Origin of the sequence: Marivivens sp. LCG002 (assembly GCF_030264275.1) — a bacterium.
Taxonomy (GTDB): domain Bacteria; phylum Pseudomonadota; class Alphaproteobacteria; order Rhodobacterales; family Rhodobacteraceae; genus Marivivens.
Map to the genome: position 1 here is coordinate 2907956 of NZ_CP127165.1, position 26062 is coordinate 2934017.

Sequence of the window (26062 nt, forward strand, 5' to 3'; positions counted from 1 at the left end):
AAATAGTGTCATCCTAAGCGTGACCTCCGCTTCGAATGCGTTAAACTCTGCATCGAGGAAAAGGGAGGCAAAAGCGATGGAATCCGAGTTCGACTACATCGTTGTCGGGGCAGGCAGCGCGGGCTGCCTTCTCGCCAACAGACTGAGTGCCGACCCAAAGAACCGTGTTCTGCTCCTCGAAGCGGGGAAGCGGGACAATTACCACTGGATCCATATTCCGGTCGGATATCTTTATTGCATCGGAAACCCGCGCACCGATTGGCTTTATTCCACCGAACAAGAATTGGGCCTCAACGGGCGCAGTCTTCGGTATCCGCGCGGCAAAACGCTTGGCGGCTGCTCGTCTATCAACGGAATGATCTATATGCGCGGACAGGCGCGCGACTATGATCAGTGGGCCGACTTGGTCGGTGACACCGCTTGGAGCTGGGACAATGTCCTTCCCGTTTTCAAGCAGCACGAAAACCATCACAGGCTCGATCACGGTGCCGATCCCGAAATCGGGCATAATCGCAAATTCTCCGATCTTCACGGCCACGGCGGCGAATGGCGCGTCGAAAAACAGCGTTTGCGCTGGGATATTCTCGAGAGTTTTGCCGATGCAGCCGAGCAAGCAGGCGTCCCCAAGGTCGATGACTTCAATACCGGAGATAACGAAGGCGTCGGCTATTTCGAAGTGAACCAACGCAAAGGCTGGCGCTGGAACACATCCAAAGCGTTTTTACGTCCGGCTCGACATCGCTCCAATCTGGTCATCTGGACCGAAGCTCAGGTCGAAAAGCTTGTTTTGGAAAAGGACGCAAACGGAGCCGTGCAATGCCGTGGTGTCCAGCTTCGCCGCGCTGGGCAAACGCTCAAGGTGAATGCACGCAGAGAAGTCGTTCTGAGTGCTGGGGCCATCGGGTCGCCGCAAATCCTTCAACTTTCGGGCATCGGCCCCGCGGAAATACTGCGCCAAAACGGGATAGATGTGGTCGCGAACCGAAGCGGCGTCGGGCGCAATCTCCAGGATCACTTACAAATCCGAACGGTGTTCAAGATCAAGGGTGCAAAGACCCTGAACAAATTGGCGGCCACTCTTTGGGGCAAGGCAATGATCGGCGCAGAGTATGTCCTCTTTCGATCTGGCCCGATGAGCATGGCGCCTTCACAACTTGGTGCCTTCACCCGTTCCGGACCCGAGCAAAGGCACGCCAATCTCGAATATCACGTCCAGCCGCTCAGCCTCGATGCCTTCGGAGAGCCGCTCCACGATTTTCCAGCCTTCACAGCGAGCGTTTGCAATCTCAATCCGACTTCGCGCGGCTCGGTCGAGATCAAGTCGAATGATCCCTTTGTGGCGCCGAAAATAGCGCCCAACTATCTTTCCACCGAGGAAGATCGGCTCATCGCTGCCCAGTCCATGCGGCAGGTACGTCACATCGTGAACCAGCCTGCGCTTGCCAAGTATGAGCCCATCGAATGGAAACCGGGACCCCAGTTCCAAACAGATGAAGAGCTTGCGCGGCTGGCCGGTGACATCGCGAGCACGATTTTCCATCCTGTCGGCACCACCAAAATGGGCCGAACCGAGGATCAAACCGCCGTTGTCGATACCGAGCTGAAAGTGATCGGGGTAAAGGGGCTTCGAGTGGCCGATGCAGGCATCATGCCGACGATCACATCTGGCAACACCAATTCCCCCACTTTGATGATCGCAGAAAGAGCGGCCGCGCTCATTCTCGCGGCCGCACCCTGATCAATTGAGCGAAGGATCTACGGGCACCACGATGCGCCCGCGGACCTTGCCAGCGAGAAAATCGGGTGCAATCGCGATGACGTCTTTGAACGCGACTTCTTTTGTCATGGATTCAAGTTTTTCCATATCGAGATCGGTTGCAAGACGGTCCCAAGCTTCGATCCGTTCCGAGGTCGGGCGCATCACACTGTCCACACCTGCCAGAGTGACCCCGCGAAGGATGAAAGGCGCCACCGAAGTGGGGAGATCCATTCCACCGGCAAGCCCACAGGCCGCGACACAGCCTCCATAAGAGATCATGGAAATCACATTTGCCAGAACATTACCGCCCACGACATCGACCGCGCCCGCCCAGCGCTCTTTGTTCAACGCGCGCGCCTTACCTGAAAGCTCTTCTCTGTTGATGATCGAAGAGGCCCCTAGCGACCTAAGATAATCCTCTTCTTCGGGGCGGCCCGTTACAGCCGCAACGTGATAGCCTTTCGCCGCAAGAAGTGCCGTCGCAACGCTTCCGACGCCGCCTGCAGCGCCTGTTACAACCACTTCTCCCTTTTCAGGCGTGACACCATTCGCCTCGAGAGCAAGAACGCAGAGCATTGCGGTATAACCTGCTGTTCCGATTGCCATGGCTTGGCGAAGTGAAATGCTCTCGGGGAGTTTGACAAGCCAGTCGCCCTTGAGCCGCGCCTCATCGGCGAGCCCACCCCAGTGCTTTTCGCCGACGCCCCAGCCGTTCAGGACAACCCGATCTCCTTTCTTGAACCCCGCATGTCTGCTTTCGAGCACAATTCCCGAAAGATCGATGCCCGGCACCATGGGAAAGCTTCGAACCACGGGCGATGCGCCGGTGATCGCGAGCGCGTCTTTGTAATTGAGTGTGGACCAAGCGACTTTGACCGACACATCACCTTCGGCCAAATCGGGAAGTGAAACGGTTTTTTGTTCAACCGTTTGGTGATCGTCGACTTTGTCGATGACGATTGCATGTGTCATTTGAGATGTCCTCGCAGTTGCAGGATTTGAAAAAAGAGATCGGCAAAAGTCCGAAGTGGTTCTGCCGAAAGTTCGAGTTTTGCGCGCAGCACTGCGCCCTCCCATCCGGTCCAGAAAAAAGCGGCAAGCGCGTGCGGTTCATCGACTCCGAGTTCGATGAAAAGCTTGGCTGTGATATCTTGCCAACTCTGGAATACCGCGATGATACGGGCGCGAAAATCAGGCGGCAAAGCGCCCATTTCCTGTCCAAGGTTCCCTACGAGACAGCCTCGCTTGAAGTCGTGTTTCGCCATCCCGTTTTCTGCATCGCGAACAAAGTTCTTCAGCCGATCAATCGGACCAAGGGACGCGTCGGCAAAGTGGCTCAGAAGTTTCGACCGGAAATAGCTGTCGTATTCCGTGATCAGCTCGAGGCCGAAGTCCGCTTTCGAAGGGAAGTAATGATAGAAACTGCCCTTGGGAACGCCTGCCTCCCGAAGGATATCCTCGATTCCGACAGGCGTGTAGCCGCGCTCGGTCAGGTGCCGAAGTCCCGCCCTGATGAGTAAGCGCCGTGTGTGCTGGTCTTGAGGGGCCTTCTTGGGGCGGCCTCTGGGTCGTGCATTGTGCTCCATGCATTAATTAGACTGACTGGTCTAATTAATGCAACCCCCATATCTATCGTGCCTGTTCCATCATCGACAGGAGATCCTCGGCGCTCAGATCCGCAGGGTTCGCTTTCATTGATGAAGAACTTGCCGCAGCCACCGCTGCGTTTGAGCGATCTTCGCTTCTGATCCCCAGACCGTCCAATCCCAAGAGCCCATGGCTCTGCGACCACTCGGCAAGAGTGTCAAAGGCTCGATCGGCCGAGACGCTAAATTCTGCCCCAATCATCTCACGAACGTCGGCAAGCCGTGCTCTCAGCGTTTGGTCCGTCACTTTTGCAAAGTTGAGCGCAAGCCCATAGGGAAGCAGCGTCCCACAAATCGCCCCATGGGGCGCGTTGGAAAGCCCGCCGAGCGGCCCTGCCAGACCATGGATCACTCCCAGACCCGCGTTCGCCAGAGCAAGCCCGCCACAGAGACTAACATAGGCCATTTCGTCTCGGGCCATCTGGGTTTCCTCATCCATCAACCTGCGAAGCGCGGCCAGCCCGCGAGGGATCGCGTCTCGGCAAATTGTGTCGGTGAGTAAATTGGCCTTGGTGCAGACATAGGGTTCGATGACTTGGGTGATCGCATCGAGCCCCGAAGCAAGCGTAGCGGATTTTGGCGTCCGGTCCGTCAGACTCGGATCAATGATTGCGAGTTTGGGGAGCATCGCGAGATCGCGCATCGACACCTTGCGCCGATGATCCGGCACACCGATCACCGCATTCTTGGTCACTTCAGCGCCCGTGCCTGCGGTCGTCGGAATCGCAACAAACGGAAGAGGGGGCATATCCAAGGGTTGTCCCCGCCCGACCACTTCAAGATGGTGCATGATGTCATGGCGAGACGGGACAAGCGCGGCAATCGCCTTGCCCGCATCGATTACGGCACCGCCGCCGACGGCGGCCACAACCTCACAACCGTGACCCGCCGACCGCCCCGCTTCAATCATAGAAATATCGGGTTCGGCCTGAATAGAGACTATTTTTACAGAGCAGCCAAGCTCGCCCAGCGCAGAAATCAACCAGTCCGCGCGCTTGGTATCCTTGCCCATGACGACAAGAACGTTTCGTCCAAAGGATGCAATTCTGGAGGCGGCATCTTTGCTTGTGCCTCGGCCGAAAACAATCTCGGTGCTTGTCGAAAAACCGAATGAAGCGACCATTTCGATCCCCTAGCGCCTAGAGCGGTTCAGTGCGGAAAAGGCTGATCCTCAAACCGCCATGCGAGACGGTTTCTTCGACGGGGAGAAACGGAAGTCCCGACGATTTGGCAAGGCCCGCGTCGCTTGTGATCATCCCCACGCGCCAGCCTTTGAAACGCTCGAGCAAGGTTTTGCCCAATGCGCCATAGACCGAGAACAGAAGCTTTCGATCACCGATCCGTGCCCCATAGGGCGGATTCACGATCACAAGTCCGGGTGCGCCCTCGGGACGCTCAAGATCACTCACAGCGGCGTGTTTGAAGCGTGTGAACTCGGCCACGCCAGCGCGTTCGGCATTCGCCGCGCTCATCCGAACCGCACCTTGGTCACGGTCCGAACCATAGAACCGAAGTTCGGTTTGCCCGATCTCGGCGCGTTTGAGTCTCGCAAAAGCCTCGGTGTCGAAATTGGCGAATTTTTCAAAGGCAAAACCACGATTTCGCCCCGGCTGAAGCCCAAGTGCAATCTCGGCCGCTTCGATGACAAAGGTGCCGGACCCGCACATCGGATCGATAACGGTTTCGGTTCCCGAATAACCGCATTGGCGCAGGAATAGAGCCGCAAGGTTCTCTCGCATAGGCGCTTTACCCACGGCTTCTTTGTGACCGCGCTTGTGCAAGGACTCGCCCGAGGTATCGACGCTGAACGTGCAGAGATTGTCATCTATCCGCACTTTGAGCGTAATGTCGGCATCGGGAGAAATCGTCGCGCCAAGCGTCTCTTTCAGCGCCGTTTCAATGCGCTGCGTAGCGGCTCCAGCGTGATATATCTTGGATTTCTTCGAGGTGACTTCGACCTTGATAGGATACCGAGGGTCAAAAATCTCGTTCCACGGAAATTTCCGAGCGCGTTTATCAAGCTGCGCGAGGTGGAAGGCCATGAACGAGCCGATCCGTGCAAGAACCCGACCCGCTCCGCGCAGCTCAAGATTGGCACGCCAGACATCGTTCCAGTCCCCGTTGACTGTGACGCCGCCGGTAATGGCGCCTTGGACGTCAAATCCAAGTTCGCGGGCCTCTTCGGCAAGAGGCGCCTCAAGTCCGGGGGCGGTCACAAGAAGGATTTCAAAGGGCGTTGTCTGTGTCATTCCGCCTCCTTATCGCTATTCCCTTTTGCGAGCGACACAAATCTGAGGACCGGAACCCTGTCCTCTCTGTGCATCGAAATTGCGTCAAACGATAACAAAGTCGTGGGAGCAATTGTCAGAGGCCGCATATTGGGCGAATTATGAAGAAATTTCGGGGATACAAATGCTTGACGCCTCAGTTCGTAAACTCATTGATCCGCCCCTGAACCATTTGGGTCGGTTCTGCGCCACACGTGGGCTCAATGCCGATTTTGTGACCTTGATCGGCCTCGTTATCGGTCTCGTCTCCGCCATTGCGATCGCCCAAGGTGCGTTCCTCTTGGGGCTTGCTTTCATCATACTCAGCCGATTTGCCGACGGCCTCGACGGTGCGATTGCCCGAGCAACAAAGCCGAGCGACTTCGGCGGGTATCTCGATATCACGTCGGACTTCTTATTCTATGGCGCCATTCCTTTGGCGTTTGTCTGGTTTGATCCTGCACAGAACGGAATTGCAGGTGCGTTCTTGCTGACTTCGTTTTACTTCAACGGAGCAAGCTTTCTCGGCTATGCGATACTTGCAGAAAAGCACGGGATGAAAACGGACCATCAGGGGATCAAGTCGCTCTATTTTTCCCAAGGTCTGCTTGAAGGCACCGAAACGATCCTCTTTTTCATGGCGCTTTGCCTTATACCGAGTGCATTCGTCTGGCTGGCCTTCGGTTTCGGTGGACTGTGCTTTGTGACGGGCGGGCTACGACTCTTTGGCGCCCGAAAAGTTTTCTCTGACTTAAAGGTAGATAAATGAAGAAATTGGCGATTGCGTTAAGCCTTTGCATGCCTGCGTTTGCTCAGGCCCAGACGGACCCGAGCGATTGGGCCGAGGTCCTCGAGTCCGCAAAAGGACAGACGGTCTATTGGAATGCATGGGGTGGCTCGACCACCACGAACGACTTTATCGCGTGGGTCGGTAAGCGTGTAGAAGAAGATTTTGGCGTTACGCTCGAGCACGTCAAATTGACCGACACGGCCGACGCTGTAACGCGTGTCATTTCCGAAAAGGAAGCCGGCAAAGATACGGGCGGAGCGATTGATCTCATCTGGATCAACGGGGCAAACTTTGCCTCGATGAAAGAAGCGGGTCTTCTTTATGGCCCCTTTGCCGAGCAACTTCCGAACTGGGCTTTTGTGGATACGAACGGCAAGACCGTGCAAACCGATTTTACGGTTCCGACCGACGGCTACGAAAGCCCTTGGGCCATGGCTCAGGTGGTCTTCATGTATGACACCGCCGACATTTCCGAGCCTCTGACGTCAATGGACGCGATACGTGTCTGGGCCGAGGCCAATCCAGGCCGCTTTACCTTTCCGCAGCCACCGGATTTCCTTGGAACGACCTTTTTGAAACAGGCGCTGGTTTCATTGACCGATGATCCCCAAAGGCTGGCCGAGCCTGTCTCGGACGCGGACTATGATACAGTAACAGAGCCGCTTTGGGCCTATATAGAGACACTTACGCCGAATTTGTGGCGCGGTGGCGAGGTTTATCCGCAAACGGGACCCGCACAGCTCCAGCTGATTGCGGATAACGAAATCGACTTGGCCATTTCCTTTAGTCCGGGCGAAGCGACAGCCGCCATCGCGAACGGCCAACTGCCCGATACGGTGCGCACTTCGGTTCTTGACGGCGGAACGCTCGGCAATGCCTCCTTTGTTGCGATCCCCTATAATTCGAGTGCAACCGAAGGCGCGATGGTAGTCGCAAACTTCCTCCTCTCGTCCGAGGCACAGCTTCGCGCGCAGGATCCCGCTATCCTCGGATATGGTACCGTGCTCGACATGGATGCACTTTCCGAACCGGATCGCGCCGCTTTCGATGCGCTTGAACTCGGGATCGCCACTCTCACCCCCTCGGAGCTTGGCGCGGTTCTCCCCGAGCCGCATCCAAGCTGGATGACACGCATCGCCGAGGATTGGACTGCGCGTTACGGTGCAAACTGACCCAAGCCAAAACTTGGGCCGCTCGCTCCATATTCGCTGGTTGGCGATTGCCGTTCTGGTGGTCGCCGCCAGCGTTTTGCTTTCTGGTTTGCTGGGTGTGGTTCTGCCCGCATTCGGCATCTTTCCCGTGCTTGGCCGCACTGAGCCGTCCCTTTTATTCCTGAAGTCGGCGCTTTCGGTTCCGGGCGTGTGGCGTGCGATGCTCCTTTCATTGGGAACAGGTCTTCTCTCTACCGCACTTGCTTGCGTGGCGACGCTGCTGCTCCTCGCAGCACTGACACGGCACGCACGCTTTAACCGATTGCTCGAGTTTGCTGCGCCACTTCTCGCGGTGCCTCATGCTGCAGCGGCATTCGGCATAGCCTTTGTAATTGCTCCATCAGGTTGGGCTGTTCGGCTTTTCGCAAATTTGGCGGGCTTTGATCGCCCGCCCGACGTCGTCATTCTCAATGATCCTTTCGGGCTCTCTCTTGTTTTGGGGCTTGCGGCCAAGGAAATCCCTTTTCTCCTCTTGATGGCCGTTACAGCCCTGTCCCAGACCCGACCTGCTCAAAGCGCCAGGATATTCTCCTCGCTTGGCTACGATCATGTCACGGGGTGGCTCAAGGTCATTGCCCCCCAAGTCTATCATCGCATACGGCTTCCGATCTTTGCGGTGCTCTGCTTTTCGGTTTCGGTGGTCGACGTTGCACTCATCCTCGGACCTTCGACACCTCCCACGCTTTCCGTGTTGATCACCCGTTTCATGTCCGCCCCAGACCTCAGCGAACGACTGGTCGGATCAGCGCTCGCCGTGATCCAATTCGGCGTTCTCCTCATCGCGTTTCTTGCTTGGCTTTCGCTCGAGAGACTTTCGTCTCTGTTCCTCAAAAAATGGATCAATAGCGGCAGGCGTCATGGCGCGCAGCGGCTGGTAAACGCGGCTGTGATTTTTGTCTTCGGCCTTATGTCGGTTCTGGCCGTTGGGATCGTATCGCTTGTCGTCTGGTCGTTTGCAGGTTTCTGGAGCTTTCCCGACCTCTGGCCCGATCAACTAACGGCAAAGAACTGGACCCGCTTCGGTCCCGAGGCGCTCGCCGTTCTCGGTCCGACACTTGCTGTTGCGACTGTGTCGAGCGCTGTTTCATACGGGCTCGCCCTCTTGTTGCTGAACGGCGCTCAAAAGTTTCTTGGTTTCATCTACCTCGCGCTCCTGCTGCCGCAGGTCGTCTTTCTACCTGGGATCGCGAATCTGATGCTCGCTATGGATATCGGCGCTTCCTTCTGGGCTGTTGTTTCCGTCCATATTCTGTTCGTTCTGCCTTATATGGTGCTGGCGCTATATGGTCCGTTCAACGGTATTGACCCTCGGTATCGGTCGATTGCGCTGGGGCTCGGCGTTCACCCCTTCAGGGTCTTTTTGACCGTGACGCTTCCGATGCTTTTGGGTCCGAGTTTGGCTGCTCTTGCGATCGGGTTCGCCGTATCCGTGGCGCAATATCTTCCGACGCTCCTAATTGGCGCGGGACGGGTTGTAACGATCACCACCGAAGCGGTTGCACTAGCATCGGGGGGGGATCGTCGGGTGATTGGTCTTTATGGCCTTGTGCAAACGCTTGCCGCAGTGCTTCCTTTCGGGGTGGCGATCATCCTACCCGCTGTGATCTGGCGCAATAGAAAGGGAATGCAAAATGGATGAGACGCTCACCGTTCGTGCGCTCAGAATTTCGTTGGACAACAGGCCCCTTCTCGAGCTGGATTTCCAAGTCCCGCCATCACGGATTTTGACGATCATGGGACCCTCTGGCGCGGGCAAGTCGACGCTGCTGGCTTGGATGACGGGCCATCTTTCGCCTGAATTCACGGCAGAAGGCCGCATTTCCCTCGGGGACAAGGACCTCACCGAGGTTCCACCGCATTTGCGCAACATCGGAATTCTGTTTCAAGACCCGCTGTTGTTTCCGCACATGTCTGTGGGCGGCAATATCGCCTTTGGCCTGCGCGATCCAAGCGATCGGGACCTCGCCGTTAGAACCGCCCTGTCCCAAGTCGATCTCGAGGGCTTTGAAACCCGTGATCCAGAAACGCTCTCGGGGGGCCAAAAGGCGCGGGTTGCCCTGATGCGAGCGCTCGTTGCAAAACCCCAAGCGCTTCTGCTCGACGAGCCGTTTTCCAAGCTCGACAACGCGCTGCGCGACACGGTCCGACGTCTGGTGTTCGATCGCATAAAAGAACGCGGAATTCCCGCGGTTCTGGTCACCCATGATGAAGGGGATGCGCTCGCCGCAGGTGGGCCGATCATCACTCTCGGCTGATCAGGGCGTTAGAAGCTTGGTAAAGATCTGTTCCAGATGCCTGCTCGCCCCGGGAAACGGGTCCTTGTCGCCCAAGACAGCGCGCACCTGAACGTCAAAGTCCGCATAATGCTGGGTAAGCGCCCAAATCGAAAAAATGAGGTGATAGGGATCGACATCGGCAATCTTGCCTTGCTCGTGCCATTTGCGGATCACCTTGGATTTTTCGTCCACTAGCTTGCGAAGGTCCCCCGTCAAATCCTGTTGGATACGCGGTGCACCTTGGAGGATTTCATTTGCGAACAGACGGCTCTCGCGCGGATAGTCACGTGACATATCCATTTTGCGGCGGACATATCCCATGATTTCGTCAATCGGTTTGCCTTCGGGATCGAGCTCTCGAAGTGGATCAAGCCACGTATCAAGCAAGGTTTCCAGAAGCTCGATATAAATCGCCTCTTTCGAGGTGAAATAATAAAGTAGATTGGGCTTTGAGAGCCCCGCACTTTCTGCGATCATATCGAGAGTGGCGCCGCGAAAGCCGTATTGCGAAAAGACATCCAGCGCCGCTTCGAGAATCGAGCCACGATTGCGTTCCTGAATGCGAGTGCGAGGCTTGACGTCCGACATGCGTTTCCAATGGCGATAAAACCGGTTCAAGCCTAGATTTCCAAATATTGACCAAATGGTCAATATTTATGATCACTTTGAACCTTGGCCCGATTTGACCTCTCCGCTATCAATGCCAAATAGCAAAATGGAATTTGGATAGGGCGTTTGTAATGAGAATGATTTTGGGTCTCGTCGGTTTGATGCTGGTTTCGGCCTGTCAGGTCGATCAATCCGCTTTGACCAAAGAGGAACTCAGCTCGCCCCAAGTGATCGCAGCGCTTCCCGCGGGTGTGCCGACCGACATCGTCTTCAAGAGCGAAGACGGTTGTTACGCCTATGCCATAGAAGAAACGGACCCTTTGGTGGGCTATCCGCTCCGCGATCGGAACGGCAATCCGGTCTGTCCGAATTAAATTCACGACCCCGTATTATCCCGATTGATGAACGGCACGAAATTCACTAGTATGCCATCCAAAGCGCTTTGGAAGCGCTCTGAGGAGAAAAACATGACAATTAGAACCGTTGTTTGGGGCGAAAACGTCCACGAGCAAAAGAACAAAGTCGTTGCGGGAATTTACCCGAACGGCATGCACAACTGCATCGCGGACGCTCTGAATAAGGATGCGGATATTACTGCAACGACCGCTGTGCTTCAGGACCCCGAACATGGTCTCACCAAAGAGCGCCTTGAACAAACCGACGTTTTGCTGTGGTGGGGTCACGCGGCGCATGGTGACGTGAGCGACGAAGTCGTCGAGCGTGTTGCCGAAGCCGTCTGGTCGGGCATGGGTCTGATCGTGCTCCATTCGGGCCACTTCGCCAAAATCTTCAAGCGTCTGATGGGCACGCCGTGCAACCTCACTTGGCGCGAAGCAGGCGAGCGCGAGCGTCTTTGGCTGACCTCTCGCAATCATCCCATCGCAGCGGGACTCCCCGATAGCTTCGAACTTGAAAACGAAGAGATGTACGGCGAACCTTTCGGCATCCCCGAGCCTCTTGAAACGGTGTTCATCAGCTGGTTCCAAGGCGGAGAAGTGTTCCGTTCGGGCGTGACCTACAAGCGCGGCGCGGGCAATGTTTTCTACTTCCGTCCCGGTCACGAAACTTATCCGACCTATCACGATGCGAATGTGCAAAAGGTCCTGAGCAATGCCGTAAAGTGGGCCTATAACCCCGCTGCCCGCATCGCGAACCCGACCGATGCTCCGAATGTTCCTGTGGATGTCGCTCCCGAGAAAATCGAAGAGCGCGGCCCACGTCTGCATCATGATGGCGAAGAGGGCTTCCGTTGATGTCGCTCAGGGTCATTATCGTCGGAACGGGCGGCATGGCGAATTTCCACGCCGAAACCTTTTCCAAAATCGACGGCGTCGAAATCGTGGCAGGGATCGACACCAACGCCGACCGTCTCTCCGCATTCTGCGCCAAGCATGGAATCCCGCACGGATTCTCCAATCTGGAAGAAGCGCTGGCTTGGGGCGAATTCGATGCTGCCACCAACGTGACGCCCGACTCTGTGCACTACATGACGACCATGCCTCTGCTTGGTGCGGGCAAACATGTGCTCTGTGAAAAGCCCCTCGCGACAGACTACGCTCAGGCGCTTGAAATGGCGCAAGCCGCTCACAAGGCCGGCGTGGTCAACATGATCAACCTGACCTATCGCAACGGCGCATGTCTGTCCCACGCGGCCAAACTGATCGCCGAAGGTGCAATCGGAGAGGTTCGCCATTTCGAAGCCTCCTATCTCCAGAGCTGGCTCACGCAGCCCGCTTGGGGAGAATGGTCGACCGACTCCACATGGTTGTGGCGCCTTTCGACAGCGCATGGTTCCAAGGGTGTTCTGGGCGACGTCGGCGTTCACATCCTCGACTTTGCGACCTTTGCTGCTGGGTCCGAGGTGAGCGACATGTCTTGCCGTCTTGTCACCTTCGACAAGGCCGAGGGCGGTAAAATCGGTGAATATGTTCTCGATGCCAACGACAGCATGTCGATGCATGTGCGTCTTGGGAACGGAGCGATGGGCGTCATTCACGCGAGCCGATTTGCCACGGGCCACTTCAATGACCTGTCACTGAGGATCTTCGGCACCAAAGGCGCGATCGAGGTGAAAGACGTCAAAAACGTCAGCTCGATGCGCGTTTGCCTTGGCGAGGACATCCACGGCCCTAACTGGACCGAGGTAGAAGCCCCGAGAACTCCGTCGATCATCGAAAAGTTTGTCGATGCCATCCGCACGGGCAAAGCGGCGGAACCTGACTTTGCGCGCGGTGCAGCGCTCCAAAAGGCGCTCGATACCGCTGTGGATTCTGATGCACAGAACGGACTCTCTCTGTCCGTTTGAGCGCAAGACTTTTGACACCCTAGGTGGTTTACGCTTCATTGAAGAAAACCACCTAGGGGCTTGTCATGGAACTCTCTGTTCGATTTGAAAATACGCGCGATCTGCCTGCTTCGAGCGGGCCAGTTACCGTAGGTTGGTTTCTCAACGACCCCAAAGGCGGCGTGATCTACTATCCGCCCGAACGCTTCCGCGGTGCCGAGAAAAACAAGCTCCACGCCAAATCCGCGTCGCGCTGTCCAGCGGTCATCAACCTCGAAAGCCGGTATTTCGTTATTCGCTGCCCCTATGATCTCAATCTCGAGTTCATCCGAGACAAGGACGGCAAGCCGGGTCTGCGTAACCTGAACGGCGATGCGAGCGGGATCAGAGCCAAGAAGCTTGGTGAAAAGCTCCACATCACGCCCGAGCGTGAATGGCGTTACCCCGATATTCCGACGATCCAGTTGAGCCTTCCCTATATCTTTATCTCGGACGAGCCGGTCTATGCGTCACAGCTCAGTCCCTTTATGCACTTCACCAAAAACCCGATGCCGGGCACTATCTTTGGGGGGCGTTTCCCGATCAACGTCTGGCCGCGTCCGCTCATGTGGGCGTTCGAGTGGCACGACACCACCCAACCTCTCAAGATCAATCGCGGCGATCCACTGTTCTACATCAACTTCGAAACCATGCCGCAGGATCGCGGCGTTGTCGTGACCGAGGCCGAGGTCACCCCCGAACTCAAGGACTATGTGGAATATATCTCGGGCGCCGTGAACTATGTGAACCAGACGTTCTCGCTCTTTGAACAGGCCGAAGCCGCGCGTCCCAAGACACTTGTAACGCCCAAAAAGCGCAGGGAATGACGTGTCCGACTCCCTTTACAAGCAAGCATCGGCCGCTCAAGCCGCAGGCGACAACGAAGCCGCGCTCAAACATCTGACCGACTATTTGATCGACCATCCCAAGGATGGTCTTGCTTGGTCGCGGCTGGGCTCCATTCTTAGAACGCTCAAACAGCACGAAAACGCCCTGCGTGCGCATCGCCGAGCCTTCGAGCTTAGCCCGCGCAACGGATCTGTCGCCAACAATCTGGCCAATATCCTCTCCGATCTTGGGCATTATGACGAAAGCATCCGTCTGCGTTCGCTCATCCTGAACGCCAAGCCCGACGATACAAATCAACTTTCGATGATCGGTCGCTGCTTGCGAAGTGCAGGACGGTATCGGGATGCAATCAACTTTCTGGAGCGCGCGCTTTCCGCACATCCGAGCGATCCCGAAATCCGCATCCAGCTCGCCTTTGCCCAGCTCGGCAAGGGTGATTACAAAGCGGGCTTTGCCAATTACGACGCGCGCTGGCGCACCAAAGAGATCAAGCTTCCAAAGCTCGACTTTCCGCGCTGGTCGGGTCAGGATCTTGGTGGAAAACGGGTGCTTGTCATGCCGGAGCAGGGGTTCGGCGACTTTATCCTGACGATCCGTCTTCTACCGCTCCTCAAAGCGCGCGGCGCGCATGTGAGCGTTCTGGCCAAGAAACCGCTTCTGCCTTTGCTCGGCTCGCTCAAGGGCTGTGACGAAGTCCGCGAAAGCTATTCCAAGTCCGAAAAATTCGACTATTGGCTGAGCCTCTTCGATCTTCCGCTCCTCGGTCTCGAGGATCGGGACGACATTCCCGAACCGACCAAGCTCCAAATCCCGGATGACAGTATCGAGCGGGCCCGAACGTTTACCGCCCCATACAGCGACCGTTTCAAAATCGGTGTCGTCTGGACAGGATCAACGACCTACAAGGGCAATAGCTTCCGCTCTTTCAGCCATCGTGATTTTCTCCCGCTGACCGATCTTCCACGCGCCCAACTTTTCTCTCTCTACAAAGGCCCCGAGCTGGCCCCGTACGAGGCCGACGGCACCGCAGCGCTCATCCTGAATGCTGCCGCACATGATCGGCATTTCGGTGATTGCGCTGCGATGATGAGGGAAATGGACCTTGTCATCACCTCGGATACGGCCACCGCGCATATTGCGGGTTCGCTCGGAATTCCGACATGGGTTCTCCTTCATTGGGACTCATTCTGGGTCTACACCCATACGGGAACGACAACCCCTTGGTATCCATCCATGCGCCTTTTCCGCCAACCCGTGCCCCGCGACTGGCAAAGCGTTCAAGACGCGGTCCTTGCGGCATTGGACACAGAATTTGGTTTGAGAGCATGAACACAATCCTTACCCCGACCTCCCCTGGTGAACTGATCGACAAGCTCACGATCCTCAGGATCAAGTCCGAGCAGATCTCCGACGAGGCCAAACTTTCCAACATCCGTCACGAGCAAGACGTTCTCGCCAAAGTCGCCCAAGAGGCCATGCCCGACTCTTCAGAACTCACTTCGCTTTGGGACGAACTCTACGCCATCAACTGCAAACTTTGGGTGATCGAAGACGATATCCGCGCCTGTGAAGCGAACAAGGATTTCGGCCCAACCTTTATTGAACTCGCCCGCGCGGTCTATTTTACCAATGACCTGCGCGCCGTCGTGAAGAAAAAGATCAACCTTCTGCTCGGCTCCGACCTAGTCGAGGAAAAGTCCTATCACTCGACCGAGGCCTCATAGTGATCCCCGAGCATAAGGCCGCAATCGAGACCCTTAGAACTGCGCTTACACAGATCGACGCCCGACTGGCAGCGACCCGAACCCGTGCCCGCGCCGAACTGATCCGTGAACGGCACGAGATTATGGGGCGATTGCACCCGAACTATGCCTATGCGTCACAGGCAGGACAGGATGTGGTGGTCGATCGAATCCTGAAACAAAAACGCGGCGGCGTTTTTGTCGATGTCGGCGCCTATGACGGGATCATGGGGTCCAATTCGCTGTTTTTTGAGCAGCAGCGCGGTTGGAGCGGGGTGCTTGTCGAACCGATGCCTACGTTTTTCGAGAAGGCAAAGTCAGCACGCAAATCGCCCTGTCTGAATTGTGCGGTCGGCCCGCAAACGGGCACCGCCGAGTTCATTGCAGTCTCGCAGGGATACACCCAAATGAGCGGCTTGCTCGACCACTATGACCCCAAACTTCTCGAGAGAGTGCGTCAGGACCCAAGACACGAGGAAAACGTGATCACGGTTCAAATGCGGACCCTCTCCGATATCATTGCCGCGACGGGGACGGATCATCCCGATTTCGTCTCGCTTGATATCGAAGGAGGAGAGCTTGCCGTTCTCGAAAGTTTCCCCTTTGATCGGCATCGCGTTGCGATCTGGGCCATCGAAAACAACTCGGGCGGTTCCGACACTCGCAAGATCATGACCGCAAACGGCTATAATCTTGTCGAGTTTTGTGGTCCCGATGAAATTTACCATAAACCCAATTAGCCCCGAGAATTAAGCCCTCCTTCACCCCTTTGCCCACAGTTTGACGATGGGTGAAGTGAGGTGGACTATGAGTGAGACGCAATTACGTCCCATTATCATCAAGCGTAAAAAGGTGATCTCAGGGGGCGGTCACCACGGCGGCGCATGGAAAGTCGCCTATGCGGACTTCGTCACCGCGATGATGGCGTTCTTCATGCTGATGTGGCTTCTGAACGCCACGACCGAACAGCAGCGCAAAGGGATCGCGGACTATTTCGCACCGACCATCCCGATCGTAAGGATCTCCGGCGGCGGCGAAGCTCCATTCAGTGGCGATGATATCTTTTCCCAAAATACGCTGGCGGACTCGGGAACTGGCGGGCTCCAATCCGACGAAGACGCAATGATGGCCCAAACCCAAGAGCCGTCCGACACCGCCTTTCTCCAAGAGCTTGAACAGGTTCTGATCGGTAAAGGCGGCGAAAGCTTGCTCTCTGATCTGGCCCTCCGACACGTTGTCACCGAACTCACCGATGAGGGTCTCTCCATCACCATTTTCGAACGTGAGGACGCACAGTTGTTTGTCGCTGATGGGCGGCCGAGCAGCCTGCTTCTAGGGATCATCGGTCAATTCACCGAACTCGCCGCCCAAGCGCCGAACGGCATCGCGATTTACGGGCATCAGGCCTCCTATCCTACCGTGCGACAGGATCGGGACATCTGGAAGGAAACGTTCGAGCGGGCCGAACATTTTCGTGCCGCGCTGGTCGCAACAGGCGTTCTCCCCAGACAGATCAAACGCCTCGAAGCCTATGCCGATCGCCGCGCGATGAAGATCGATCCGATGGCGGTAGAGAACAACCGAATCGAGATTATCGTTCTAAGAAATTGAAGTTATTTTATAAATTCGGTTAGCGGGCTGTTAACTCGCACGATGTAAGCCTGTGTCATGCTCTTGACCAGAAAGGCCAGCTTGTGACGATTTCATCCTCATTGAACGCTTCGGTGGCGGGTTTGGCGGCGAATGCAACGCGCCTTGCTGCCATTTCGGACAACATCGCGAACTCCTCGACCTATGGCTACAAACGGATTTCGACCGACTTCCATTCCATGGTCATCGATAACTCCACCGGCGTCTATTCTGCGGGGGGCGTGCGAACGACAAACATGCGTCTGATCGACCAAAGCGGGGCCTTGGTTTCTACATCGAATGCGACGGATCTTGCCGTGCGGGGCCGCGGCATGCTTCCTGTGACGAGCGAGGCTTCCGTTTCCTTCGACAACGGCGACAATCCCCTGATGCTCGCCACGACAGGATCGTTCCGCACTGACGATCAGGGATATTTGAAAACGTCATCGGGCCTCGTTCTCATGGGTTGGCCCGCAAATCCGGATGGCACCATCCCGACTTTTCCGCGTGATACTGTGGACGGGCTTCAACCCATCCGCGTGAACTCGAACCAATTCGCGGGCGAGGCGACGACCAAAATCGACCTTGCCGTGAACCTTCCTGCCACCTCGACCGAAGCGGGAGCGACCGGGACGAGCGAGGAACTCTCTATCGAATATTTCGATAACTTGGGGAAATCGGAAAATCTGACACTTGCTTTCACGCCGACCGTGCCTGCGACGGGGTCCTCCAACACATGGACTATGACCATTCGCGATAGCGCATCGTCCAATGCGGTGATCGGGGAATATACACTCGCTTTTGACGATACGCGCGGCGCGGGCGGAACGCTTACATCCGTTTCTGCGCTCAGTGGCGGGGCCTATAACGCGGCCGAAGGCACGGTCACGATCAATGTCGACGGCGGACCCGTGACCATCGCCGTTGGCACATTGGGGAGCGCGGGCGGTATGAGCCAGCTTTCGGATAGCTTCGCCCCCGTTGCTATTTCCAAGAACGGCACACCCGTCGGCAACATGACGTCGATCGAAGTCGACGCAAACGGCTTTGTCAGAGCCTCGTTCGATATCGGGATCAATCGTGTGATTTATCAGATCCCTCTGGTCGATGTCTCCAACACCAATGGGCTCGAGACGCTCGATTACCAAACCTATCGCCCCACTCCCGACAGCGGTTCGTTCTTTCTCTGGGATGCGGGCGACGGTCCTACAGGGGACATCGTCGGCTTTGCCCAAGAGGAAAGCACAACCGATGTTGCGGGCGAATTGACCGAATTGATCCAGACCCAGAGGGCCTATTCCTCGAACGCCAAGGTGATTCAGACCGTGGCGTTGTCCTTGGCAGAGTTGACCGAGCGACCCGTGGAAATCATTTCTTGGGTTTTGCCCAGCTCGGAATTGATGCCCTTGAGCGTTTGGAGTGCGACCATGGCGCCATTGTTGGTCAGAATGCTTGACATGTTGGTGTCCTTTTAAGGTGGCGCTTTTGCGCCGGGGTTTTCAAACAAGCCGTTCTGGCCGAAGTGCCCAAAGTTTTGATGGGCGTGTCTCGTAAGGAGATGCCTGTTTCTGGCGCGACAACTTCTAACAAGCGCCTAACGGGACCTCGGATATTCAGGAAAATTCTATCAAAACCGCCCGAGCTCTGCCTTTTGGCCAGTTTTTTCACGCTGCCCTTCGGCGTTGTAAGTCCCGAGACTACGGCCAAAGTTGCGGATTTCGGCGATTTGTTCGCGTGCCTGACGCACTCCGCTGCGCGCGGCTTCGATCAAGCGGGCATTTTGCAAAAGAAGCGCATGGATACGCGCATCGGGTTGTCGTTCCAAGGTGGTGAGGAAGGCCTCTTTTGCGGCGGCAAAGGGCTCGAGTTTGTCGAAGTCGCCACTCAGAAGTGCGCGCCGTTCCTCGGTCAGAACACCGTAAAGGTCAGTCTGCATCAGTGGTCATCCCCTTGAAAATCATTTCGGCGATGCCGAATTTTCCTGAATTTGAAAGCTGTTCACTATAGCTTTGACGCAGGAACGACGAGAATTGGTCTGCGGCGTCGCTCTTGGCGAATTCGGCGGAAAACTCCCCGATTTTCGAGGATTTCAACATGTCTTCGATGAGTTGCCGCTCAAGCAATCGGGCTGCTTTCATCAAGCTTTGGTTTTGGGCGTGCACCGTCTCCATTCGGGCCTCCATTATTGCGCGATGAGGCTAAAAAAGCCCGTTTTCGTAAACATTCGGTAAGTTTTTTGAGGCAGTCTGCTTTCAAACGCAGAAGGTGCCGAATTTGCAAATTACACTTAGCCTTCCTCAGATTGCCTTGGAGGTCGTCGCTCTCGGGGGGATCCCCGACGCGCCCGAAAGCGGTGCGTTCGAAGCGCTCGTCTGTGCCTTCGAGGATGCCCCAGAGGAGGCTGTGGAGGACACGACATGGGTGCTTTTGGTGCCCGAGAGCGGTGTGCCCCGATGCGCACCTATGGCCGATCCGCCGCGATTGCCGCCCGCCGTGGAAATGTCACCCGTGAAAGCGCAGGTGCCGAAGGTTCCCGAGGAAGTGCAATCGACCGAGGGACCTCAAGGTGTGACCAACAATGTGCCGTTAGAAACGGTTGAGGGTCCGACCAAAATTTTTCTGATGGAGGAGGCTTTGGCCCAGCCGCCAACCGAGGAGATAGAGCCGCAGAGCGAGCCACCTTCCGACGCCACTTTTGCCCCGCCGGAGTCGAGTGGTGGGTTTGAGGGGGCTCCGGATCAAAAAGAGGAACGAAGTGTGCCCGAACCCGTGGCGTCACGGCCTACTTCGGAGCCGCCAGAGGAAATCTTTGCATCTTTGGTGCAGACGACCGAGGCGATGAGGGGCGAGCCGCAGAGCCTCTTGATCCGACACGTTCATCCGCGTGGGCCGATCCCGTCTCCTGCGGTTCAGATCGCGCTTGCCGTGACAGCGAGCGGCGAGGCGACGACCGAAATCGTGCTCTCGCCCGAGGAGTTGGGAACCGTAAAGATCAAGCTCGAGCAGTCGGCCGAAACGATGATCGTGCATGTGGCGACCGAGCGGGCCGAAACGAGCGACCTGATCAGGCGGAACCTGTCGGAGCTGAGCCGCGAGTTGACCAGCATCGGCTTTGAAAACGTCGATTTCAGCTTTGAAGAACAGACAAAGCGGGATCAGCCAAAGGGCCAAGCCCAAAACATGGGTGCCCAGAACTTTGTCGAGCCTGTGGCGGAGGTCGTGCGGGTGATTGTTGCACCAGAAGGGTTGGATTTACGGCTATGACACTCGAGATATCATCTACGAAGGGGGCAGGCGTCCCCCCGACCACGGCACGCGCATCGGGTCTGTCTTCCGACTTCGAGACGTTTCTTAAAATGCTAACGGTCCAGATGCAGAATCAGGACCCGCTGAATCCCGTGGATTCGAGCGATTATGCGGTCCAGTTGGCTACCTTTTCGGGTGTGGAGCAACAGGTTCGGACCAACACGCTTCTGGAGCAGATGGGCGCGGGCGGTGCTGCGGGGCTTGGCGGTTATGCGGGCTGGCTCGGGCAAGAAGCCCTTGCCCCTGCGCCGGTGACTTGGGACGGTGCGCCGCAGACGATTTTTACCGAGCTTGCCGCCGAAGCAGAGCGCGCAGAGCTTGTCGTTCTCGACGCGAGCGGCAAAGAGGTCCAGCGTCAAGCGATGGCTCTCGAAAGCGGAGCGATAGACTGGGTCGGATCAGAAGGGGGCAACGCGCTGCCCTTTGGAGAGTATGATTTGTATGTCGCAAGCTATCGCGGCGATACGCTGCTCGAGTTCACGCAAGCGCGGACATATAATCGGGTGACCGAGGTTCGCACCGAGGACGGCGCCGTCATAGTGACTTTTGCCAATGGCGGGACGGTCGAGGCTTCCGAGATTTCGGGCCTGCGGGACTAGAGCATGAGCCCCGCAAAAGTGCCCAGAGCGCCGATGACACCGCCGAGACCGAGCCACAAATACCAACGCGATTTCGGCGATTTTTCAATCTGTTGCGATTGGTTGATTTCGCGGATCAAGGCGGCTTCGGCGATCTGCGGCAAGCGCGGCCCAAAACGCGAGAGGACCTTGGCCGTATCGAGAAGGTCCTTGGCAACAGCGCGCGGGCCGATGCTTTGCTTGATATAGTCCTCGACGATGGGTCGGGCGACTTCCCAGATGTTGATATGCGGGTCCATAGAGCGCGCTACGCCTTCGACCACGACCATGGTCCGCTGGAGGAGGATCAGTTCGGTGCGGGTTTGCATGCCGAAACGTTCTGTCACCTCGAAGAGATAGGCCAGAAGACGACCCATCGAGATACGGCTGGCATCCATTCCAAAGATCGGCTCCCCCACGGCGCGGAGGGCGCGAGCGAATTCGTCGATATCCTGATCGCGCGGCACATAGCCCGCTTCAAAGTGGACCTCGGCGACGCGGCGATAGTCGCGGCGGATAAAGCCGAAGAGGATTTCGGCATAGACGCGGCGGGTATAGGCATCGATATGCCCCATGATCCCGAAATCATAGGCGACGATCTCGCCGTCTTTGCCGATCTTGAGGTTGCCTTGGTGCATGTCGGCGTGGAAAAAACCGTCCCGCAGCGCATGGCTGAGGAACAGTTGCAGCACCCGCGCACCAAGCACTTTGCGGTCGTGGCCTGCGGCGTCGATCGCGTCGTTATCGCCCGAATTGACCCCGTCGACCCAGTCGAGCGTCATCACGCGGCGGCTTGAGAGATGCCAGAGCACTTGGGGGACACGGAAACCTTCGTCATTCGCGGTATTGGCGGCAAATTCCGAAGCGCCTGCGCTTTCGAGACGCAGATCAAGCTCGCCGTTCACCACGCCTTCGAAATGCTCGATGACATCGAGCGGGCGCAGTCGCCGCGAGGCAGGCGAGAGGAATTCAATCGCGTTGGCGGCAAAGTAAAAGGCGTCGATATCCTTGCGAAAGGCCTTTTCCACACCGGGGCGAAGCACCTTGACCGCTACTTCGCGCCCGTTTTCGCGCAGAACCGCTTTGTGCACCTGCGCGATAGAGGCAGCCGCAACGGGTTCGGAAAATTCCGAGAAGACATCGTCTACGTCGATGCCGAGTTCACGCGCCACTTCGGCGCGGGCGACCTCGATTGGAAACGGCGGGAGGTTGTCCTGAAGAATGCGGAGTTCATTGGCCATGACGGGGCCGACCACGTCAGGACGGGTCGAGAGGATCTGGCCGAACTTGATGTAAGCGGGGCCAAGCGCCGTCAGAGCGCTGCTTGCGGGCGGGAGTGAGGTGTCGCCCTTGTAGCCGAGCCATTTGAACGGCCAAGCAAGAGTGCGGGCGGTGAGACGCAAGAGCGGACCCGCCTCGAAAGCGTCAAGAACGATATTCATCGCGCCCGCACGTTCCAAGGTCGCGCCCGTGCGGATCAATCGCCAGATATTATGAGGTCCGCGCATCAGATTTTCCAACCCGAATGCAGACAGGCGATGCCCATCGACAAATTGCGATACTTGGCGTTCTCAAACCCCGCCTTGCGGACCATCCCGAGGAAGGTTTCCTGATCTGGGAACTTGCGGATCGACTCGACCAGATACTGGTAGCTGTCGCGGTCATTCGCGATCAGCTCGCCCATCTTTGGGATTACATTGAAGGAATAGGCGTCATAGACCTTTTGCATCAGGTCGTTCGGAATCTGGCTGAACTCAAGCACCATCAAACGACCGCCGGGCTTGAGCACACGGAACGCTTCGTTCAGCGCTTCTTGCGGACGGGTTACGTTCCGGATGCCGAAGCTGATCGTATAGACGTCGAAGGTGTTGTTCTCGAAGGGGAGCTTCATCGCGTCGCCCACGACCCATTCAAGGCTCTCGCTCATATCCGAGGCTTCGGCGCGTTGACGGCCCGCGACAAGCATCGACTCGGTCAGATCGCAGACGGTGGCGTGGCCGTGGCCTGCGCGCTTGAGAAAGCGGAACGAAATGTCCCCCGTGCCGCCCGCGACATCAAGGAGCTTTTGACCGGGACGCGGCGCCAGCCAGTCCATCATGGCATCTTTCCAAATGCGGTGGATGCCCATGCTCATGGCGTCATTCATCACGTCGTATTTGGAGGCAACAGAGGTGAACACGCCTTGCACGCGTCCAGCTTTTTCCTCTTCGCGCACGGTTTGAAATCCGAAGTGCGTCGTATTTTCGAGGCTGTCGGTCATAGCACTTGTCGTCCTTTGCCAGCATAACACCTATAAGGGTCAAAGACCGCATACACTGCGCCCCCCAAGATAGGAAGTCCGCCATGCCAGAATTGCCCGAAGTCGAGACAGTGCGTCGCGGGTTGTTGCCAGTCATGGAAGGTCAGGTCATCGCGAAAGCGACCGTCAACCGTCCCGATCTGCGCTGGCCGTTTCCCGAAGGTATGGCAGAGCGTTTGACGGGCAAGCGGATCAAAGCACTGCGCCGTCGTTCCAAATACATTCTGGCCGATCTCGACTCGGGCGAGACGCTTCTGATCCATCTCGGAATGTCGGGGCGGATGCTGATTTCGGGTCACACCGTGGGCGAGTTCCACCACCCGCATCCCGTGCCCGAAAAGCACGACCATGTGGTGTTCGATATGGAGCAGGGCGCACGGATCACCTTCAACGATGCGCGCCGCTTCGGTGCCATGGATCTCTTCGGCACAGAGGTCGGGGACGCACATTGGCTGCTCAAGAACCTCGGGCCAGAGCCGCTCGGAAACGCTTTTCACGAAGCCTATCTGATCGAGCGACTCAAAGGGAAGAATTCGCCGATCAAGACTGTGCTTCTTGATCAGGGAATCGTTTCGGGTTTGGGGAATATTTACGTTTGCGAGGTGTTATTCCGCGCAAATATCAACCCAAAGCGCAAAGCGGGACAGCTTTCTTCGGCGCGGGTGGCCTCTCTTGTGCCGATCATCCGAGAGGTGCTTTCAGAGGCAATCGAAGCAGGGGGAAGCTCGCTCAAGGACTATCGGCAGGCGGACGGAGAACTTGGTTATTTTCAACATGTTTTCCGCGTATACGACCGCGAAGGTGAACCCTGCGTCACCCCTGATTGCAAGGGGAGTGTCGCGCGATTCGTGCAGTCGGGACGCTCAACTTTCTATTGTCCGCAATGCCAAAGATAACTTGATCACCGCCACCGCGATGCTAAGCACTTAACTCCAACGAAACCGCAATTGAGGCCCGCAATGGCTTATGAGACGATCATCGTAGACGTTCAGGACTACGTAGCACTGATTACCCTGAACCGCCCCGATGCGCTTAACGCTCTCAATTCCAAGCTCCTTGGCGAACTTTGCACCGCCGTCGAAGATGCAGACGCTTCAGACAAAGTCCGCGCTATTGTGATCATGGGGTCCGAAAAGGCATTTGCCGCAGGGGCCGATATTTCGGAGATGGCCGACAAGTCGTTCCTCGAGATGTATACGGCGAAATTCTTTTCCGCCGAGTCGGAGCGTTTCGCAAATACCCGCAAGCCGATCATCGCGGCTGTCTCGGGCTATGCGCTGGGCGGCGGATGTGAACTTGCCATGATGTGCGATTTCATCATTGCGGCGGAGAATGCAAAATTCGGCCAACCCGAAATCAATCTCGGTGTTATTGCCGGCATCGGCGGCACGCAGCGTCTGAGCCGTTATGTCGGGAAATCCAAGTCGATGGACATGCATCTGACGGGTCGTTTCATGGATGCGGCCGAAGCCGAACGTTCGGGTCTTGTGAGCCGCGTGGTGCCCGTCAAAAAGCTCAAGGAAGAAGCGCTCGCCGCTGCGGGTAAGATTGCCGAGAAGAGCCTCGTTGCTGCGGGCGCCGCCAAGGCCTGTGTCAACCGTGCCTTCGAAACCAGCCTGAGCGAGGGGCTGAAATACGAAAGCCACGTTTTCTATAGTCTTTTCGCGACCGAGGACCAAAAAGAAGGCATGGCTGCTTTTCTTGAAAAGCGCGAACCGCAGTTCCGCGACAAATAAACAACGGGGCCGAAGCTTCGGCCCTGCAATTAGGGCTTCACTTTATGGCGCCTTTGCCATATATGCCGCCCGATACATGCGTGCGAGGCCCGCTTTGGCCAGAATCAGCCGGTTCTAGAACCCGGTCGGGCTTTTGCGCATTCGATATTCAATTGTCCCGACACACGGGAACGAACAAGGAAAAGCACGATGGCAAATACGCCCCAGTCCAAAAAGCGCGCACGTCAGTCCGAGCGCCGTTTTGCAGTCAACAAGATGCGCCGTTCGCGTATCCGCACCTACCTTCGCAAGGTAGAAGAAGCTCTTGCTGCAGGCGATCAGACCGCAGCTGCAGAAGCTCTCAAGGCTGCTCAGCCCGAACTGATGCGCGGCGTCACCAAGGGCGTATTCCACAAGAACACCGCTTCGCGCAAAATCTCGCGTCTTGCTTCGCGTGTGAAGTCGCTCGGCTAAGCCCTGCGCAAATCGCATTCCAAAAGCGCGCCCTCGTGGCGCGCTTTTTTGTTTCAAATCAGGCTTGAGTCTATACACGTTTAGCGCGAACCGATTCTCGATTTACAAAATCCAACACGTCAATGATGTCTCCCCCGACAGAGCAAAAAAAGTCTACTTTCGGGATTCTGTGTCACTGACCATTTGGTAAATTATTGATCCAACTGGCGCGGCGGGGATTCTTTTTTCTCAAAGGTAGAGTCAAGGGCGTTGTTCTGTTGAAGCGTACCCAAGCTGCTTGCTAGCTTGCCCATGCGATTCACTTCGCTCCTGGGGGAGTAGAGATTCTGCACCAAAAGTGAGACGAGAGCTTTGGGACAAGCCGCTCGTCTTTTGTAGGCAAAAGCAATTCTGTTCGGTCCAATCACTTGATTGGGCACGTAATCGTGTTGACCTAAGGCCTACACCTTTCGGTTGTGAGTCTCTCTGCTGGGCTAGGATGCATCGAGCGAAAAACCATGCGGTTTGGCTGGCAATGCATCCCATCATTTTGATGACGACTTCTCTCGTC

Annotated in this window: 28 protein-coding genes; 19 read left to right on the top strand and 9 right to left on the bottom strand. The window is 56.6% G+C overall.

Annotated features, from left to right (window positions below; genetic code table 11):
* The first annotated feature begins 76 nt into the window (after positions 1-76).
* On the top strand, positions 77-1738 hold the full coding sequence (locus QQG91_RS14375; protein WP_285770906.1) for a GMC family oxidoreductase: 1662 nt from the start codon (positions 77-79) through the stop codon (positions 1736-1738).
* Here the strand turns inward: QQG91_RS14375 and acuI are convergent, their stop codons facing one another.
* From acuI to QQG91_RS14395, 4 genes are read right to left on the bottom strand one after another with little or no spacing between them, the layout of a single operon-like run.
* Positions 1739-2731 (bottom strand): acrylyl-CoA reductase (NADPH), encoded by a 993-nt coding sequence (acuI, locus tag QQG91_RS14380; protein WP_285770907.1) that lies wholly within the window; start codon positions 2729-2731, stop codon positions 1739-1741.
* Complete coding sequence (gene acuR / locus QQG91_RS14385) at positions 2728-3345, bottom strand: acrylate utilization transcriptional regulator AcuR (RefSeq protein WP_285770908.1); 618 nt, start codon at positions 3343-3345, stop codon at positions 2728-2730. Before acuR ends, acuI begins: the two co-directional genes overlap by 4 nt.
* Before the next feature lie 43 nt (positions 3346-3388).
* Positions 3389-4528 carry an iron-containing alcohol dehydrogenase gene (locus QQG91_RS14390; protein ID WP_285770909.1) on the bottom strand — a complete coding sequence of 380 codons (1140 nt, stop codon included), beginning with the start codon at positions 4526-4528 and terminating at the stop codon, positions 3389-3391.
* 16 nt (positions 4529-4544) lie between these two features.
* Complete coding sequence (locus tag QQG91_RS14395; protein ID WP_285770910.1) at positions 4545-5654, bottom strand: THUMP domain-containing class I SAM-dependent RNA methyltransferase; 1110 nt, start codon at positions 5652-5654, stop codon at positions 4545-4547.
* A gap of 163 nt (positions 5655-5817) precedes the next feature.
* On the opposite strand from QQG91_RS14395, the gene QQG91_RS14400 reads away from it, so the two are divergent.
* Genes QQG91_RS14400 through QQG91_RS14415 form a run of 4 tightly spaced genes read left to right on the top strand, consistent with a single transcriptional unit; the run spans position 5818 to position 9928 of the window.
* Positions 5818-6441 (top strand): CDP-alcohol phosphatidyltransferase family protein, encoded by a 624-nt coding sequence (locus QQG91_RS14400; protein WP_285770911.1) that lies wholly within the window; start codon positions 5818-5820, stop codon positions 6439-6441.
* A complete protein-coding gene (locus QQG91_RS14405) occupies positions 6438-7634 on the top strand; it encodes an ABC transporter substrate-binding protein (RefSeq protein ID WP_285770912.1) in 1197 nt (398 codons plus the stop codon). The genes QQG91_RS14400 and QQG91_RS14405 overlap by 4 nt, the downstream gene beginning before the upstream one ends.
* 13 nt (positions 7635-7647) lie before the next feature.
* Positions 7648-9312, top strand: a complete 1665-nt coding sequence (locus QQG91_RS14410) for an ABC transporter permease (protein ID WP_285770913.1) — start codon at positions 7648-7650, stop codon at positions 9310-9312.
* Complete coding sequence (locus QQG91_RS14415) at positions 9305-9928, top strand: ATP-binding cassette domain-containing protein (protein ID WP_285770914.1); 624 nt, start codon at positions 9305-9307, stop codon at positions 9926-9928. The genes QQG91_RS14410 and QQG91_RS14415 overlap by 8 nt, the downstream gene beginning before the upstream one ends.
* Here QQG91_RS14415 and QQG91_RS14420 read toward each other — a convergent pair whose 3' ends face one another.
* Positions 9929-10537: a TetR family transcriptional regulator C-terminal domain-containing protein gene (locus QQG91_RS14420; protein WP_285770915.1), complete on the bottom strand. Its 609-nt coding sequence runs from the start codon at positions 10535-10537 to the stop codon at positions 9929-9931.
* 152 nt (positions 10538-10689) lie between these two features.
* On the opposite strand from QQG91_RS14420, the gene QQG91_RS14425 reads away from it, so the two are divergent.
* From QQG91_RS14425 to QQG91_RS14465, 9 genes are all read left to right on the top strand, one after another.
* On the top strand, positions 10690-10932 hold the full coding sequence (locus QQG91_RS14425; protein ID WP_285770916.1) for a hypothetical protein: 243 nt from the start codon (positions 10690-10692) through the stop codon (positions 10930-10932).
* Between the two features lie 93 nt (positions 10933-11025).
* The gene (locus tag QQG91_RS14430; protein WP_285770917.1) at positions 11026-11811 is read left to right on the top strand and encodes a ThuA domain-containing protein; all 786 of its coding nucleotides are present in this window, start codon (positions 11026-11028) and stop codon (positions 11809-11811) included.
* Positions 11811-12863, top strand: coding sequence for a Gfo/Idh/MocA family protein (locus QQG91_RS14435; RefSeq protein WP_285770918.1), 1053 nt, complete (start codon positions 11811-11813; stop codon positions 12861-12863). The genes QQG91_RS14430 and QQG91_RS14435 overlap by 1 nt, the downstream gene beginning before the upstream one ends.
* Positions 12864-12928: 65 nt before the next feature.
* Positions 12929-13708, top strand: coding sequence for a hypothetical protein (locus QQG91_RS14440; protein WP_285770919.1), 780 nt, complete (start codon positions 12929-12931; stop codon positions 13706-13708).
* A gap of 1 nt (position 13709) precedes the next feature.
* Complete coding sequence (locus tag QQG91_RS14445; protein ID WP_285770920.1) at positions 13710-15059, top strand: tetratricopeptide repeat protein; 1350 nt, start codon at positions 13710-13712, stop codon at positions 15057-15059.
* The gene (locus QQG91_RS14450) at positions 15056-15454 is read left to right on the top strand and encodes a DUF6165 family protein (protein WP_285770921.1); all 399 of its coding nucleotides are present in this window, start codon (positions 15056-15058) and stop codon (positions 15452-15454) included. Before QQG91_RS14445 ends, QQG91_RS14450 begins: the two co-directional genes overlap by 4 nt.
* A complete protein-coding gene (locus tag QQG91_RS14455; RefSeq protein ID WP_285770922.1) occupies positions 15454-16212 on the top strand; it encodes an FkbM family methyltransferase in 759 nt (252 codons plus the stop codon). The genes QQG91_RS14450 and QQG91_RS14455 overlap by 1 nt, the downstream gene beginning before the upstream one ends.
* A gap of 67 nt (positions 16213-16279) precedes the next feature.
* Entirely contained in the window at positions 16280-17083 is an 804-nt protein-coding gene (locus QQG91_RS14460) for a flagellar motor protein MotB (RefSeq protein WP_285770923.1), read from the top strand.
* Between the two features lie 83 nt (positions 17084-17166).
* Positions 17167-18576 carry a flagellar hook protein FlgE gene (locus QQG91_RS14465; protein WP_285770924.1) on the top strand — a complete coding sequence of 470 codons (1410 nt, stop codon included), beginning with the start codon at positions 17167-17169 and terminating at the stop codon, positions 18574-18576.
* Positions 18577-18728: 152 nt separating this feature from the next.
* Here the strand turns inward: QQG91_RS14465 and QQG91_RS14470 are convergent, their stop codons facing one another.
* A complete protein-coding gene (locus tag QQG91_RS14470; protein ID WP_285770925.1) occupies positions 18729-19037 on the bottom strand; it encodes a hypothetical protein in 309 nt (102 codons plus the stop codon).
* The gene (locus QQG91_RS14475) at positions 19027-19239 is read right to left on the bottom strand and encodes a rod-binding protein (RefSeq protein ID WP_285770926.1); all 213 of its coding nucleotides are present in this window, start codon (positions 19237-19239) and stop codon (positions 19027-19029) included. The genes QQG91_RS14470 and QQG91_RS14475 overlap by 11 nt, the downstream gene beginning before the upstream one ends.
* Positions 19240-19375: 136 nt before the next feature.
* On the opposite strand from QQG91_RS14475, the gene QQG91_RS14480 reads away from it, so the two are divergent.
* Together QQG91_RS14480 and QQG91_RS14485 are read left to right on the top strand one after the other, a co-directional pair.
* Entirely contained in the window at positions 19376-20365 is a 990-nt protein-coding gene (locus QQG91_RS14480) for a flagellar hook-length control protein FliK (protein WP_285770927.1), read from the top strand.
* Positions 20362-21006 carry a flagellar hook capping FlgD N-terminal domain-containing protein gene (locus QQG91_RS14485; RefSeq protein ID WP_285770928.1) on the top strand — a complete coding sequence of 215 codons (645 nt, stop codon included), beginning with the start codon at positions 20362-20364 and terminating at the stop codon, positions 21004-21006. The genes QQG91_RS14480 and QQG91_RS14485 overlap by 4 nt, the downstream gene beginning before the upstream one ends.
* Here the strand turns inward: QQG91_RS14485 and ubiB are convergent.
* Positions 21003-22532, bottom strand: a complete 1530-nt coding sequence (gene ubiB, locus QQG91_RS14490) for a 2-polyprenylphenol 6-hydroxylase (protein ID WP_285770929.1) — start codon at positions 22530-22532, stop codon at positions 21003-21005. The genes QQG91_RS14485 and ubiB overlap by 4 nt on opposite strands.
* Entirely contained in the window at positions 22532-23284 is a 753-nt protein-coding gene (gene ubiE / locus QQG91_RS14495; protein WP_285770930.1) for a bifunctional demethylmenaquinone methyltransferase/2-methoxy-6-polyprenyl-1,4-benzoquinol methylase UbiE, read from the bottom strand. Before ubiE ends, ubiB begins: the two co-directional genes overlap by 1 nt.
* Positions 23285-23367: 83 nt before the next feature.
* Between ubiE and mutM the strand changes: the two genes are divergently transcribed.
* From mutM to rpsT, 3 genes are all read left to right on the top strand, one after another.
* On the top strand, positions 23368-24219 hold the full coding sequence (mutM, locus tag QQG91_RS14500; RefSeq protein ID WP_285770931.1) for a bifunctional DNA-formamidopyrimidine glycosylase/DNA-(apurinic or apyrimidinic site) lyase: 852 nt from the start codon (positions 23368-23370) through the stop codon (positions 24217-24219).
* 63 nt (positions 24220-24282) lie between these two features.
* On the top strand, positions 24283-25059 hold the full coding sequence (locus QQG91_RS14505; RefSeq protein ID WP_285770932.1) for an enoyl-CoA hydratase: 777 nt from the start codon (positions 24283-24285) through the stop codon (positions 25057-25059).
* A gap of 189 nt (positions 25060-25248) precedes the next feature.
* Positions 25249-25512 carry a 30S ribosomal protein S20 gene (rpsT, locus tag QQG91_RS14510; protein WP_285770933.1) on the top strand — a complete coding sequence of 88 codons (264 nt, stop codon included), beginning with the start codon at positions 25249-25251 and terminating at the stop codon, positions 25510-25512.
* The last annotated feature ends 550 nt before the right edge of the window (positions 25513-26062 follow it).